Origin of the sequence: Tardiphaga robiniae (assembly GCF_013359755.1) — a bacterium.
Classification (GTDB): Bacteria; Pseudomonadota; Alphaproteobacteria; order Rhizobiales; family Xanthobacteraceae; genus Tardiphaga; species Tardiphaga robiniae.
This window is the reverse complement of the sequence record NZ_JABMCJ010000085.1, coordinates 228,428-243,219: the sequence shown is the minus strand read 5'-3', so window position 1 is coordinate 243,219 and position 14,792 is coordinate 228,428. Positions and strand designations below refer to the sequence as shown.

Below are 14,792 nucleotides of genomic sequence, written 5' to 3'. Positions count from 1 at the left end.
ACCCGACATCTAGCACCGACATCGGAGGCCGGCAAGCGCGTGCTCGAGCGGCCGCGCAGAACTAAAGTTCAACCCGAGGTGCGGCGCGAAGAGAGCAGCTCGGCCTCATTCTCGCACGGATGTTGGGTACCCACTGATTGATTGGGTGGAATCGGTGTAGAAAGAGACATCTGTCACGACAGGAGCCCACCGTGCCAACTGAACGCTTTCAATTCCCCGGCGCGGCCGGCCATATGCTGGCGGCGGCGCTGGACCTGCCCGATGGCGCTGTCCATGCATATGCGCTGTTCGCGCATTGCTTCACTTGCGGCAAGGATGTGCTCGCGGCTCGGCGTATCTCCGCGGCGCTGACGCTCAAGGGCATCGCCGTGCTGCGCTTCGACTTCACTGGCCTCGGCTCCAGCGAGGGCGATTTCGCCAATAGCACGTTCTCGTCGAATATCGCCGATCTCGTAAAGGCCGCCGACCATTTGCGGGAAATACGCCAGACACCGGCAATCCTGATCGGCCACAGCCTCGGCGGCGCAGCGATCCTCGCCGCCGCTGAACAGGTGCCGGAAGCCAAGGCCGTTGTCACCATCGCGGCGCCCTCCGATCCCGCGCATGTCACCGACATGTTCGCCGAACATGTCGACGCGATCCGCGAAAAAGGCGAGGTCGAGGTCAAGCTCGCCGGCCGGCCGTTCAGCATCAAGCGTGAATTCCTCGACGATATCGCCGAGCACAATCTGATCACAAAGGTGACCAGGCTGCACAAGGCGCTGCTGATCATGCATGCGCCCACCGACGACACAGTGGGCATCGACAACGCCACGAAGATTTTCGTCGCTGCCAAACATCCCAAGAGCTTCGTCTCGCTGGCCGGCGCCGATCATCTGCTCACGCAAAAGCATGACGCGATCTATGTCGCCGATGTCATCGCCGCCTGGGCCGGACGCTATCTCAATGCGGTCGCCGTCACGCCCGTAGCGAGCCTGCCTGAAGAGCCGCGCAAGGTGGTGGTGAGCGAGACGCGCGCCAGCAAATTCCAGCAGGTCATCACTGTCGGCCCGCATCAGATACTCGCCGACGAGCCGATCGCCGCCGGCGGCGAGGACACCGGACCCGGTCCGTATGATCTGCTGCTCAGCGCGCTCGGCGCCTGCACCGCGATGACCATGCGGCTCTATGCCGAACGCAAGGCATTGCCGATGGACCACGTCACGGTGACGCTGAACCACAAGAAGATCTACGCCAGGGATTGCGAGGAATGCGAGACCAAGGACGGCATGCTGGACCAGATTGAACGCGTCATCACGATCGACGGCAAGCTCGATGCGGAGCAGCGCGCAAAGCTCATGGAGATCGCTGACAAGTGCCCGGTACACCGGACACTGACATCTGAGATCAGGATCGTGACGACAGCAGCAGAGTAAGCGTGTCGCTGACGCGCCTTTACCTGCTAGGGTCCGGATAGACTAGGCTGCGCCAGCCCGAGCGATCGAACGGCGCCCACGCGCCTTCCTTCTGCGCGAGACGCTCCGCCACTGCATAGACGACAGCGGGGTGATGCCCCATCCCGCAATGGCTGCTCTCGACCTCGATGCTCTCGGACATCGCCGATGACTTCTCCATGCAGCCCTGCCAGGCACAGACACCGTCGGTGCGGCTGTAGATCGCGGTGGTCGGGACCGGCGGCGTATCGGCAAGCGAACCACCGAAATCGTCGTCGGTGTCGTCGGCGCGTTTGCCGCTGGCGAATTCATAGACACGCCAGGCATTGGTGGATTTCGGATGGCCGGCAAACGGGCTACCCAGCGTGATCACCGAGCGGACGCGGTCCGGCATCATCTTGGCAAGCTGGCGTGCGTAAAGGCCGCCGAGACTCCAGCCGACCAGACTCACCTTGCGGCCGTGGTTCTCGTTCATCTCTTTCAGCAATTCGACCATGCTGCCCTGCACGCCGTCACGCAGGCCGAGATTGCGGCCCTGCTTCCAGCCGCTGACGGCATAGCCGCGGCCCTTGAGGAACGTGCGGAGCGGACCTGTCGAAACATCCGAAGCCACAAGGCCCGGCAGTACCAGTACCGGATGACCATCGCCACGCGGCGCGAGATTCAACAGCGGCAGCACGCCGAGAAAGGCGCCGAATTCGTGAACCGCACGGCCTTCAAGAAACATCAGGGTTTTCGATGGGGGACGCTGCGCCTGGGCCGTAGCCGACATCTGATTTCCTCTCGCCGGCGCGTTGGCCGGTCATATCGATGGATTTGAAAGCAGCCTCACAGGGAGGGAATCACACAACGCACCGAAGCAACTATCAGTTTACTCAAGTTAAGGTCGGGTTTGTGGCAGTTCAAGCGCATCCCGATACCCCCCTCCGGCGCCTCACTTCCGCAATGCGGAACTGCTCTCACAGCAGTCGCAACAGATATTCGATCGTGTAGAGCGCCAGCCCGGCGAGCCCGCCGATCAGCGAACCGTTGAAGCGGATATATTGCAGATCGCGGCCTATATTGACTTCGACGACACCGATCAGCTGCTGCATGTCCCAGCCCTTCACCTGATCGGCGATAAAACTCGACACGCCGCTTTTCTGATCGGCGATGAACGTGCGCAGCACCACGACGATGCCCTGGTTGATCTCGCCGCGCATCTCGGCATCTGCGCGCAGCGCTGCACCGGCCTCGACGAATACATTGGCGAGATGATGTGCCAGTACATTGCTTTCACCTGATGCACTGCGCTCGATGAAGCTGCGCGCATTGTTCCAGAGATTACGCCCAAGTTCGGCAAGCTCAGGGCGCGCCAGCAGATCGCGCTTCAACCCATCGATGCGGCCGGTGAAGCCGGGCTCGGTCTCCAGCCGATCGACGAAGGAGAGCAGCATGCGGTCGAACTCACCACGGAACGGATGCGCTGGATCCTTGCGTACATCGTCAAAGAAGGTCGTGGCCGACGCGACGATGCGCTTCAGCAGGAACGCATCGGCGCGATAGAGTTTGAGCAACGTCGGCAGCTCGTCGCGAATCTTGTTCTTGATGACAGCCAGCGTGTCCGGCTCGGTCAGCGCGCCATGCATGGCGCCGAGCAGGTTATCGAGCAGGCCCTGATGGCGACCATCCCTGATGAAGCCGCGCATGGTGCCGGCAGCGATGGGCGCGAGATCAACCGACTGCAGCTGGGTCATCACGCGGCGCGTGATGAAGGTTTTGAGACCAGACGTTTCCGTCGCCGACATCGCCTCCGGCAACAGCCGCAGCAAGAAACGCGCGAGATCCGCGCTACGCTTTTTGTCGCTCAGCCAGTCTGCAACGAAACTCGCAAAATCCACCTCACGTAATTTGGCCTCGACCGGCCCGGCTTCGAGGAAATGCACCTCGATGAATTCACCCAGCTTGTCGGCGATGCGATTTTGATTCGCCTGGATGATCGCGGTGTGCGGAATCGGCAGACCCAGCGGCCGACGGAACAGCGCGACAACGGCGTACCAGTCCGCCAATCCGCCAATGGTCGCCGCTTCCGCGAAGGCCGCAACGAATCCGAACGCGGGATGAATCGGCAGCAGGATTTTTGCCGTTATGAACACCACCAGACAGCTCGCCAGCACCAGCGCCGCGATCGCCTTGACGCGGCGCAACTCTGCTGCGCGCGCAGCGTCGCCGGGACTCGCGAAAGACGAAAAACTGTTTGCGTCCATAGGCTTCCTCAACCGGTCAAGATGGCCGGTTCCCGCTGTTAACATAATGTCGGACAATGTGAGTCACTGTCGTTAACCTTTCTTAAAGATGTCGCTCGCGGAACCTGCTCCGCGTGGTAAATCTCGATTCGAACTTGCGAGGCGCGCTTCGCTTTGATGAGCGCCGAAGACCGTTTTGGGAATTTCATGAGCGAATCATTGTCGTACCGCCCCGCCCGCGATCCGCTACCGGATCAGGAACAGAAGCAGGCCGCGCTGAGCTATCTCAACGAAGCCTGGGCGGAAGCACGGCATGACGGCGTCGATGGCGATTGCCTCGCGCAGGCCAGCCTGTTCGCGGCCTTTGCCGAGCTCGTCGGCACCTATGGCGAAGACGCCGTAGCGAAGTTTGTCGAGGGTCTTCCGGGCCGCGTGCGCAATGGCGAGTTCTCGCTGACACTGGCACGGCAGTAAGATTTCTTACCCTCCCCTGAAGGGGGAGGGTGAAGAGTTCAAGCCTTCAGCGTTTCCAGGAATTTCACCGTCTCGCCCTGCGACGGCGTGACCAGCTCGCCCTGCCACATCACGCGGCGGCCGCGCACGAAGGTGCCGACGGGCCAGCCGGTGACCTTCACACCGTCATAGGGCGTCCAGCCGGCTTTCGAGGCTACCCAGTCATTGGTGATGGTCTCGGTGCGCTTGAGATCCACGATGGTGAAGTCGGCATCATAGCCCGCCGCGATGCGGCCTTTCATGGCGATGTTGTACAGCCGTGCCGGACCGGCGCTCGACAGATCGACGAAGCGCGCCAGCGACAAGCGGCCGGCATTGACGTGATCCAGCATGATCGGCACCAGCGTCTGCACGCCGGTCATTCCCGAGGGCGACGCCGGATAGACTTTCTTCTTTTCCTCAAGCGTGTGCGGCGCGTGATCAGAACCGAGCACATCGATGATGCCCTGACTGATGCCATTCCAGATGCCGTCGCGATGGCTGGCATCGCGCACCGGCGGGTTCATCTGCGCCAGCGTGCCGAGGCGCTCATAGCATTCCGGCGCCGCCATGGTCAGATGATGCGGCGTCGCTTCGCAAGACGCGACGTCCTTGTGGTCGCGCAAATAGTCGATCTCTTCTTTCGTCGAGATATGCAGAACATGAATGCGCTTGCCGGTCTCGCGCGCAAGGTTGACCAGCCGCTGCGTCGCCATCAGCGCCGCAGTCTCGTCGCGCCACACCGGATGCGAACGGGTGTCGCCTTCGATGCGCAGGTTCTTGCGCTCATTGAGGCGATATTCGTCCTCGGCATGGAAGGCGGCGCGGCGCTTGATGACCTGGAAGATGCGGCGCAGGCTGTCGTCATCCTCGACCAGCAGTGCACCGGTCGATGAGCCAATGAATACTTTCACGCCGGCGCAGCCGGGCGCGCGTTCGAGCTCCGCCAGGTCCTGCACGTTCTCGCGGGTGCCTCCGATGAAGAAGGCGTAATCGCAATGCATGCGATGATGACCCCGCTTCACCTTGTCGGTGAAGGTCGCCTCGTCGATGGTCAGCGGATTGGTATTCGGCATTTCGAACACGCCGGTGACGCCGCCCATCACGGCGCTGCGTGATCCGGTCTCCAGGTCTTCCTTCTGTTCGAGGCCCGGCTCGCGGAAATGCACCTGGGTATCGATCACACCCGGCAGGATGTGCAGCCCCTTGCAGTCGATCACTTCAGCGGCCGAGGCCGCACCGAGCGATCCGATGGCCGCGATTCGGCCATTGCGAATGCCGATATCGCGCACACCCTCGCCGTCCTGATTGACGACGGTGCCGTTCTTCAAAATCGTATCGAATGTCTGGGTCATCTGGTCTCGTCACAGCCTGTGAATGGCGCGCAGGATGAGCGCGGGCCTTGTTGTCGGCATCTTAGCGGCTTAACTTTAGCTGTCATATCCGCCAGCCGTGATTCACCCTCGGTTCCTGGCTCGTTTATTGGATTTTTCGAGATTTTCCCAATGAAAGCAGCGTTTCTCCCCGATCGGGGTGTGGTGAAAATCGCCGGCGACGACGCCCGCGGTTTCCTCAACAACCTCGTGACTTCCGAGATCGAGGTGGTGGCGCCTGGCATCGCCCGGTTCGGCGCGCTGCTGACGCCGCAGGGCAAGATCATCGCCGACTTCCTCATCACCGAAGCACCGGCCGGCCATGGCGGTGGGCTCCTGATCGACTGCCCGCGCGAACTGGCACAACCGCTGGCCACCAAGCTCGGCTTCTACAAGCTGCGCGCCAAGGTGACGGTAGAGAATCTCTCCGACGCGCTCGGCGTGCTTGCGGTGTGGGATGGCGAGCCCGGCATGAAGCCAGACCTGACCTTCGCCGATCCGCGCAATGCGGAGCTTGGCTATCGCATCCTCGTGCCGCCCGATCTCGTCCCGAAGACGGCCGCGCTGGTCGGTGCCGAACTGGTCGATGCATCAGCCTATGAAGCGCACCGCATCAGGCTCGGCGTGCCACGCGGCGGAGCTGATTTCGCCTATGGCGATGCGTTCCCGCACGAAGCCAATATGGACAAGCTCGCCGGCGTCGATTTCGACAAGGGATGTTACATCGGCCAGGAGGTCGTCTCCCGCATGCAGCATCGCGGCACCGCCCGCACGCGCATCGTCGGCGTCACGCTGGATGGCGCGGCGCCGGCCGCCGGCACCGAAATCCGCGCCGCGGACAAGCCGATCGGCACCATGGGTTCGTCTGCCGATGGCCGTGGCCTCGCCATGATCCGCACCGACCGCGCCAGTGATGCGCTCGATGCCGATGCCGCTTTCCTGGCTGGCGACATCGCCATTCATCTGGCCGACGCCGCTACGGTGCGCGCACTGGCCACGAAGAAGACCCCCGCATGAAAAAGATTTCGGCATGAGCAAACCCGCGATCGCGCATGCCGACGGCAAGACGCGCTGCCCGTGGCCGGGTGAAGATCCATTCTATGTCGCCTATCACGACACCGAATGGGGCGTCCCGGAATATGACGACCGCGCGCTCTATGAAAAGCTGATCCTCGATGGCTTCCAGGCCGGCCTCTCCTGGATCACCATCCTGCGCAAGCGCGACAATTTCCGCAAAGCATTCGATGATTTCCAGCCGGAGAAGATCGCGCGCTACAGCGAGAAGAAAGTTCACGCGCTGATGAATGATGCCGGCATCGTGCGCAACCGCGCCAAGATAGAAGGCGCGATCCTCAGCGCCAAAGGCTATCTGAAAATCATGGAAGAAGGCGCCGGCTTCTCGAAATATCTGTGGGACTTCGTCGATGGCAAACCGCTGGTCAACAATTTCAAGACCCATGGCAGCGTGCCTGCCTCGACACCGCTATCGACCAAGATCTCGAAAGACCTGCAGGGGCGCGGCTTCAAATTCGTCGGCCCGACCATCGTCTATGCCTTTATGGAGGCCACAGGCATGGTCAACGATCATCTCGTGACCTGCTTTTGCCACGAGGCCTGCATGGGCCTGAAGCGCAAGCCGCGCCTCAAGGCGAAGTAGCAGCAAGAAACTCAAGACCAAAAACCGATGACCAAATCGAAATTCGACCAAAGATTTTCCCGCGACGTCGCCACACGCGCCTGGCAACGCATGCTGTCGGGCCGGCGGCTTGATCTGCTCGATCCCTCGCCGCTGGATATCGAAATTGCCGATATTGCCCACGGGCTCGCGCGCGTCGCGCGCTGGAACGGGCAGACCCACGGCGCGCATATTTTCTCGGTGGCACAGCACACGCTTCTCGTGGAAGCCGTATTGCGCGAGCAGATGCCGCGCGCCGACGAGCGCGTGCGGCTCGCAGCCCTGCTGCATGACGCGCCGGAATATGTCATCGGCGACATGATCTCGCCGTTCAAGGCGGTGATCGGCGGCGATTACAAGGTGATCGAGAATCGCCTGCTCGGCGCCATCCACATCCGCTTCGGCCTGCCGCCGGCGCTGGAGCCCGGGATCACCAAACAGATCAAGGCCGCCGATATGGGCGCCGCCTATCTGGAAGCGACCCGGCTTGCGGGATTCAAGGAGGCCGAGGCAAAGCGTCTGTTCGGCAAGGATCCCGGCCTCTCGGAAGCTATGGTGGAAGATTACCTGACGCCGTGGTCGGCGGGGAAGGCTGAGAAGCGGTTTCTGGCAAGGTTTGAGGCGCTCCTGGCGTAATTTAAACTCCGTCATGCCCGGGCATGACGTGGAGAGAACGGAGCGTTATAACGACGCTCAACAAAAGGTTCCCCGATGATCCACGTCTGCTCGCTCGCCGATCTGCATCCCACCGTGAAGGACACGGCCGCGAGCCACGTGCTCACCATCATGGCCAATGTCGCGCAGGTGCAGCGGCCGCCGTCGATCAGCGAGGCCAATCATCTCAGGGTGCAGGTCGACGACATCACCGAGGCGATGGACGGCTTTGTCGCGCCCAACGAAGGTCACATCACGCAGGTGCTGGACTTCGTCCGCGGCTGGGATCGCGCCTCGCCGCTGGTGATCCATTGCTATGCCGGCATCTCGCGTTCCACCGCCAGCGCCTTTGCCGCCGCCTGCATGCTCAATCCGGACCGCGACGAGCGCGACATCGCGCTGCGAATCCGCGCCGCCTCGCCGATCGCCTCCCCCAACCGCCTGCTCGTGACTCTCGCCGACAAGGCGCTGGGCCGCGGCGGCCGTATGGTCCGCGCGCTCGACGAGATGGGCCCCGGCAATCTGACCGTGATCGGCAAGCCGTTTCGCCTCGATCTGGATTAATTCCAGCAATTGCACGCCAAATACACGGATCGCGTGAACTAAAGTTCTCCACGACAACACATAGAGTTGCCATGTCCCCGGACGTCGTTCCGGGGCATGATTGGCGCGCGTCCTGCTCTCTGAAGGTTTGATAGTCGATGTTCGATGATTTCGGTTTCGTCACGCTGGTGATTGCTATCGTTGCCTTCATCTTCGCGCGTAAGGCGCGCAATGAGGTGAAGGTGCTGCGCGCCCGACTCGACGCCTATGAGGCGACACCGCGTGTGGCGACCACGACTGCCGCAGCAACACCGGACCTCACAGCGACCGCACCGGACATTGCATCCGCGCCTGCGCTCTCAGAGACATCGACCGAGGCAATCCGCGAGGCCGCCCCCCCGATCCAGCCGGATGTCCCTGCTCACACTGCGCCCGAACCCGCCGCGCCTGTGGAAGCCCCTACGGCTGGCCCCGGCTTCGAGGAACGCATCGGCACGCGCTGGGTGGTCTGGGTCGGCGGCCTCACGCTGGCACTCGGCGGCTTCTTCATGGTGCGCTATTCCATCGAGGCCGGCCTGCTCGGCCCCGAAGTGCGCGTGCTGCTCGGCGGCCTGTTCGCCCTGGCATTGCTCGCCGTCGGCGAATTCGCCCGCCGCAAGGAAAGCCTCTCGGCAATCGCACCGCTGCCCATCGCCAATATTCCGGCGATCCTCACAGCGGCCGGCACCGCCGTCGCCTTTGCGACAGTCTATGCGGCCTATGCGCTGTATAACTTCCTCGTCCCCGGCACAGCCTTCGCCCTGCTCGGCATCGTCGCCATGTGCACCATGGCCGCGGCATTGCTGCACGGCCCGGCGCTCGCGGGCCTCGGCATTGCCGCAGCCTTCGTCACGCCGGTTTTGGTGTCGTCCGGCAAGCCGGACTACTGGGCGCTGTATATCTATCTCGCCATCGTCATGGCGGCTGCCTTCAGCCTCGCGCGTATCCGGCTGTGGCGCTGGTTGGCGCTGACCACCATCGTCTTCGCGACGCTGTGGACCCTGCCGGGCCTCGACGCCGGCACACCGGCACTCGCGCCCCATGCGTTCCATGTCCTGGCCGGCTTCATCTTGGCCTCACTGCTGGTCGTCTGCGGCTTCCTGTATGGTCCGCCGGCCGAAGAAGGCCGCATCGAAGGCATCTCGTCGGGCGCGCTCAGTGCAAGCCTGCTCAGCGCGACGCTGGTGGTGCTCTCCAGCTTCCATGCCGACATCGCCATGGTGACCTTCGCGCTGATCGTCGCTGGCACGCTGTTCGTCGCATGGTACGCACAAGCGGCCACCGCGGCGGTTGCCATAGCCGCAGGCTTCGTCGCCGTGGTCTTCCTGGAGTGGGCCATCCAGGGCAATTTGGACATGCTGGTGCTGCCCGGCGGGCCACTGGCGGGCATCGGCGCCAGCCCGGTGGAAAGCTCGGTGTCGTTGCATCTCGCCTCCGCGGCGGTTTTCGCTCTCGGCTTCGGCGTGCTCGGCTTCCTCGCACAGGGCCGATCCGTTAGCGCCGTTATTCCGGTGATCTGGTCGGGCGCCGCGGTATTCACGCCGCTGGCGCTGCTGATCGCGCTCTATGCCCGCATCGCGCATCTCGATCGCTCGATCCCCTTCGCCATTCTCGCCATCATCATCGGCGCAGCCTTCGCGGCCGCCACCGAACTGCTCGGCAAGCGCGAGCCACGTCCGGGTCTCACGATCTCCACCGCGCTGTTCGCCACCGGGACGCTCGGCGCGCTGGCGCTGGGGCTGACCTTTGCACTGGAGAAAGGCTGGCTCACCATCGCGCTGTCGCTGATGGCGCTGGGCACCGCCTGGATCTCCATGCAACGGCCGATCCCGTTCCTGCGCTGGCTCGCAGCCATCCTCGCCGGCATTGTCGTCGCCCGGATGGGCTGGGAACCCCGCGTTGTCGGCGATCTCGTCGGCACCACGCCGATCTTCAACTGGCTGCTGTGGGGCTACGGCGTGCCCGCCGCATCGTTCTGGGCCGCCAGCATCCTGATGCGCCGGCGCGGCGACGATGCGCCGCTGCGCATGGTGGAATCCGCTGCCATCCTGTTCACGGTGCTGCTGGCCTTCATGGAGATCCGCCACTTCGTAAACGGCGGCGATGTCTATCGGTCCTCCTCGAGCCTCACCGAAGTCGCGCTGCAGGTCTGCGTCGCGCTGGCCATGGCAATCGGGTTGGAACGCCTGTGGGAACGGAGCCGCAGCATCGTGCACAGCGTCAGTGCCGGATTGCTGACGCTGTTCGCCGGCGTCGCAAGTCTCGGCGGGTTACTGTTCCTCACCAATCCCGGCATCTGGCGCATCGATGTCGGCGGCGTGATCTTCAACCTGCTGCTGCTCGGCTATGCCCTGCCCGCGGTGCTCGCTCTGCTGCTGTCCTACGCCGTCGCCGGCCGTCGCAAGCCGGCTTATGGCAACACCATCGCCGGTGGTGCGCTTGTGCTAGCCCTGATGTATGTGACACTAGAAATCCGCCGCATCTATCACGGTCCGATTTTCTACAACGCCTCGATCACCGATGCCGAGCAATATACGCTGTCGATCGCGTGGCTGGGCTTTGGCGTCGTGCTGCTCGGCATCGGCATCCTGTTCAACTCGCAGCGCGCGCGGCTCGCCTCCGCCGTGGTCATCGCATTGACGATCCTCAAGGCGTTCCTGGTCGATATGTCGTCGCTGACGGGCGTCTACCGCGCACTGTCCTTCATGTGCCTCGGCCTCGTGCTGGTGGCTATTGGCTGGCTGTATCAGCGCATCCTGTTCTCGAGACGCGCACAGTCACCCGCGGCGGCCCCTGCAGCAGAAAGCTGACGCCTCTCCAGCGCAATTCCCGCTTGCGCATTCCCTGCGATCGTCAATGATACCGATCGCGGCGATCTCCGGCCTTAAACCGGGGATCGCCGCATAACAGCATCTGCGCACCAAGCGCGAGAGCAAAAAAAGATCGGGAGCCCATGAACGCCCAGGGAAAAATCGCCACAGATTCGTCCGTCGAAAACGCAGCCGAACATGTCGATGTCATCGTCGTCGGTGCTGGGATCTCCGGCATCGGCGCCGCCTATCATCTCACCAAGCAGAATCCGGATACGCGTTTTCTGATTCTGGAAACGCAGGAGAGCTTTGGCGGGACATGGCATACCCATCGCTATCCCGGCATTCGCTCCGACAGCGACCTGCACACGTTCGGCTATCGCTTCAAACCCTGGACTTCGGCGCCGATCGCCACCGCCGCGGAAATCCTGCGCTATATGGGCGATGTGATCGCCGAGAACGGCCTCGACACGCATATCCGCTATCGCCACAAGATATTGTCTGCCAACTGGTCGAATGCCGACAGGCTCTGGACGCTCACCGTCATCCGTCACGACACCGGCGAGACGCTGAACTTCACCACGCGTTTTCTCTGGATGTGTCAGGGCTATTACAACCACAATCAGGGCTACACGCCGCAATGGCCGGGCATGGGCCGGTTGAAGGGCCGCCTGGTGCATCCGCAGACCTGGCCGGAAGATCTCGACGTCACCGGCAAGAAGGTTGTCGTGATCGGCTCCGGCGCGACTGCCGCGACGCTGGTGCCGGCCATTGCCGATAAATGTGCCGAAGTCACCATGCTGCAGCGCTCGCCGACCTTCTTCATCACCGGCCGCAATGCCAACGCGCTGGCAGAGACGCTGCGCGAGCTGGATGTCGACGAGGAATGGGTCCACGAGATCGTCCGCCGCAAGATCCTGTTCGATCAGCAGGCCTTCACCAAGCGGACGAACAGCGAGCCGGAGGTGGTGAAAGAGGAACTGCTGAAGGGCGTGCAGGCCTATCTCGGCAAGGACTATGACATCGCCACACATTTCACGCCGCGCTACCGACCATGGCGGCAGCGTATCGCCTTCATTCCGGATGGTGATCTGTTCCAGAGCATCAAGGCCGGCAAGGCGACCGTCGTCACCGATGAGATCGAGACCTTCACCGAACACGGCATCACGCTGAAATCAGGCAAGACGATCGACGCCGACGTCGTCGTCACCGCCACCGGCTTCAATCTCAACATGCTCGGCGATATCGCCTTCTCCATCGATGACGCACCGCTGAATTTCTCCGACACTGTGACCTATCGCGGCATGATGTTCACCGGCGTGCCGAACATGGTGTGGATCTTCGGCTATCTCCGTGCCAGCTGGACATTGCGTGTCGATCTCGTCGCCGACTTCGTCTGCGGGCTGCTGAAGCACATGGAAGAGACCGGCACGACCATGGTGACGCCGATGCTGCGGCCGGAGGACAGCGACATGCCGCTGCTGCCATGGATTGACCCCGAGGATTTCAACCCGGGCTACATCATGCGCGGCATGCACCTGTTGCCGAAGCGCGGCGACAAGCAGGAGTGGCAGCACAACCAGGACTACTGGAGCGACAAGAACGTATTTCCGGCCATCGACTATGGCGACCCGATCTTCCGATACACGTAACAAACGTTCAACACATCGCGCATTTCTCCAAGCATTGCGCAAACTTAATTGACCATCATGAAACCGTTTCGCGGTTCAGCTATTGCTGCAGTGCGACCATTCGGTTCCAATCACAATTGGACCGACCGCATAGCTGCATCAGCCCGCCTCCCGGCGGAGAGCCAATTCTAGAAATCGGAGCTCCCATGTCGAAAACTGTCGCGGATGAGATTGTCCATGTGCTTGAGACGATTGGCGTACAGCAGATTTTCGGCTTGATCGCCGACTCGCTTAATCCGCTGGCGGACTCGGTCCGGCGCAGCAAGATCGAGTGGGTCGGGGTACGGCATGAGGAAGGCGCGGCGCTGGCCGCCGCAGGCCAGGCCAAGCTCACCGGCAAGCTCGGCGTTTGCGCCGGCTCCACCGGGCCCGGCAGCACGCATCTCGTCGCCGGTCTCTATGAAGCGGCGCGCGATCACGCCCCGGTGCTGGCACTCTCGGGCGAAATGGCGCGGGCAGCCAAAGGCGTCGACTTCTTCCAGACCACCGAGCCGGACCTGCTGTTTCGCGACGTCGCACTCTACACCCAGACCATCACCACCGCCGCGCAGGCGCCCGGCGTGATCCATCAGGCCATCTCCACCGCCTATGCAGGGCCTGGCGTCGCGCATCTGACGCTGCCTGTCGACGTGCTGTCGTCGAAAGCCGAAGGGGCGACAGCGAGCCTTGCCACGCTGGTGCCACGCGGCGAGATCCTCCCGAATGATGCCGCCATACAGGAAGCCGCCCGCCGCATCGACGAAGCCAGCAGCGTTGTCATCATGTGCGGCCATGGCGCCATCGGCAGCGCCGAACTCCTGCGTGCGCTCAGCGATAAGCTGAAGGCGCCACTGGTGCATTCGGTGCGCGGCAAGGAGATCATGGCGTTCGATGACATCAGATGGATGGGCGGGCTCGGCATGATCGGCACCAAGGCCGTCTACAATGCCGTGCATGATTGCGACCTGCTCGTCATGGTGGGCACCGACTATCCCTATTCCAACTTCCTGCCGCGCAAGGGCAATGTCATCCAGATCGATGTGCGCGCCGAAGCACTCGGCAGGCGCACGCCGACGAGCCTCGGCGTCATCGGCTCGGCACGCCCCGCGTTGAAGATGCTGCTGGACAGGGTGCAGACCAAGACCGACGGCCAGTTCTTCGAGACGACCAGTCACGCCCGCAAGAAGTGGGATGAGATGCTCGACAAGCAGGCCGATCCTGCGCGCAGCAAGAACAGGATCCACCCGCAGGCCGTCGCGCGCATCGCCAGCGATCTGGCACGGCCCGATGCAATCTTCGTGTTCGACACCGGATTGAACACCCTGTGGTCGGCGAACTGGATCCGCCAGAACGGCACCCAGCGCATCATCGGCTCGTTCAACAATGCCGCGGTCGGCACGTCCGTCGGCCAGGGCAACGGCGTGCAGATCCTCGATCGCAGCAAGCAGGTGATCGTGCTCACCGGCGACGGCGGCTTCAACATGCTGATGGGCGAATTCATGACAGCTGTGCAGCACAAGCTGCCTATCAAGGTCATCGTCTATAACAATTCCGCCCTCGGCCTGATCACGCTGGAAGCCGAAAGCATCGGCCTGGCGCCCTTCCGCGAAGCCATCGAATTCCCCAATCCCGATTTCGCCGCACTGGCGCGTGCCTGCGGCGCGCAGGGCTTTACGGCCAAGCAGCCTGGTGATCTGAAGAAGGCCATCGCCGACGTGCTGGCCTGTGACGGGCCCGCCATCGTCGATTGCGTAGTGGCGCCCGACGAGCTCCCGAACCTGCCGCATGTGGACGTCGCCATGGTCGGCAACTACGCGCTGGCGAAGATCAGGGAAGCAGTGATGGCCGTAACGGGCTAACGCAAAGTGTTCGCCAAAA

Annotated in this window: 12 protein-coding genes; 9 read left to right on the top strand and 3 right to left on the bottom strand. The window is 62.7% G+C overall.

Annotated features, from left to right (window positions below; translation table 11 throughout):
* Positions 1-191 precede the first annotated feature (191 nt).
* Entirely contained in the window at positions 192-1,415 is a 1,224-nt protein-coding gene (locus HP556_RS16715; RefSeq protein ID WP_175367802.1) for an alpha/beta fold hydrolase, read from the top strand.
* Between the two features lie 19 nt (positions 1,416-1,434).
* On the opposite strand, the gene HP556_RS16710 is transcribed toward HP556_RS16715, so the two are convergent.
* Both HP556_RS16710 and HP556_RS16705 read right to left on the bottom strand, forming a co-directional pair.
* Entirely contained in the window at positions 1,435-2,205 is a 771-nt protein-coding gene (locus HP556_RS16710; RefSeq protein WP_175367801.1) for an esterase/lipase family protein, read from the bottom strand.
* Between the two features lie 187 nt (positions 2,206-2,392).
* A complete protein-coding gene (locus HP556_RS16705; RefSeq protein WP_175367800.1) occupies positions 2,393-3,679 on the bottom strand; it encodes a DUF445 domain-containing protein in 1,287 nt (428 codons plus the stop codon).
* A gap of 186 nt (positions 3,680-3,865) precedes the next feature.
* On the opposite strand from HP556_RS16705, the gene HP556_RS16700 reads away from it, so the two are divergent.
* Positions 3,866-4,132, top strand: coding sequence for a hypothetical protein (locus HP556_RS16700; protein ID WP_068730348.1), 267 nt, complete (start codon positions 3,866-3,868; stop codon positions 4,130-4,132).
* Between the two features lie 38 nt (positions 4,133-4,170).
* Here the strand turns inward: HP556_RS16700 and HP556_RS16695 are convergent, their stop codons facing one another.
* Positions 4,171-5,505 carry a dihydroorotase gene (locus HP556_RS16695; protein ID WP_175367799.1) on the bottom strand — a complete coding sequence of 445 codons (1,335 nt, stop codon included), beginning with the start codon at positions 5,503-5,505 and terminating at the stop codon, positions 4,171-4,173.
* A 150-nt stretch (positions 5,506-5,655) separates the two neighbouring features.
* On the opposite strand from HP556_RS16695, the gene ygfZ reads away from it, so the two are divergent.
* The 7 genes from ygfZ to HP556_RS16660 all read left to right on the top strand — a co-directional run bounded on the left by ygfZ (position 5,656) and on the right by HP556_RS16660 (position 14,773).
* Positions 5,656-6,540 carry a CAF17-like 4Fe-4S cluster assembly/insertion protein YgfZ gene (ygfZ, locus tag HP556_RS16690; protein WP_175367798.1) on the top strand — a complete coding sequence of 295 codons (885 nt, stop codon included), beginning with the start codon at positions 5,656-5,658 and terminating at the stop codon, positions 6,538-6,540.
* A 13-nt stretch (positions 6,541-6,553) separates the two neighbouring features.
* Positions 6,554-7,180: a DNA-3-methyladenine glycosylase I gene (locus HP556_RS16685; protein ID WP_175367797.1), complete on the top strand. Its 627-nt coding sequence runs from the start codon at positions 6,554-6,556 to the stop codon at positions 7,178-7,180.
* 27 nt (positions 7,181-7,207) lie between these two features.
* Positions 7,208-7,834 (top strand): YfbR-like 5'-deoxynucleotidase, encoded by a 627-nt coding sequence (locus HP556_RS16680; protein ID WP_093757166.1) that lies wholly within the window; start codon positions 7,208-7,210, stop codon positions 7,832-7,834.
* 75 nt (positions 7,835-7,909) lie between these two features.
* Complete coding sequence (locus HP556_RS16675) at positions 7,910-8,416, top strand: tyrosine phosphatase family protein (protein ID WP_089265850.1); 507 nt, start codon at positions 7,910-7,912, stop codon at positions 8,414-8,416.
* A gap of 137 nt (positions 8,417-8,553) precedes the next feature.
* A complete protein-coding gene (locus HP556_RS16670) occupies positions 8,554-11,244 on the top strand; it encodes a DUF2339 domain-containing protein (RefSeq protein WP_175367796.1) in 2,691 nt (896 codons plus the stop codon).
* 143 nt (positions 11,245-11,387) lie between these two features.
* Complete coding sequence (locus HP556_RS16665) at positions 11,388-12,896, top strand: flavin-containing monooxygenase (protein ID WP_175367795.1); 1,509 nt, start codon at positions 11,388-11,390, stop codon at positions 12,894-12,896.
* Positions 12,897-13,081: 185 nt separating this feature from the next.
* Positions 13,082-14,773: a thiamine pyrophosphate-dependent enzyme gene (locus tag HP556_RS16660; protein WP_175367794.1), complete on the top strand. Its 1,692-nt coding sequence runs from the start codon at positions 13,082-13,084 to the stop codon at positions 14,771-14,773.
* The last annotated feature ends 19 nt before the right edge of the window (positions 14,774-14,792 follow it).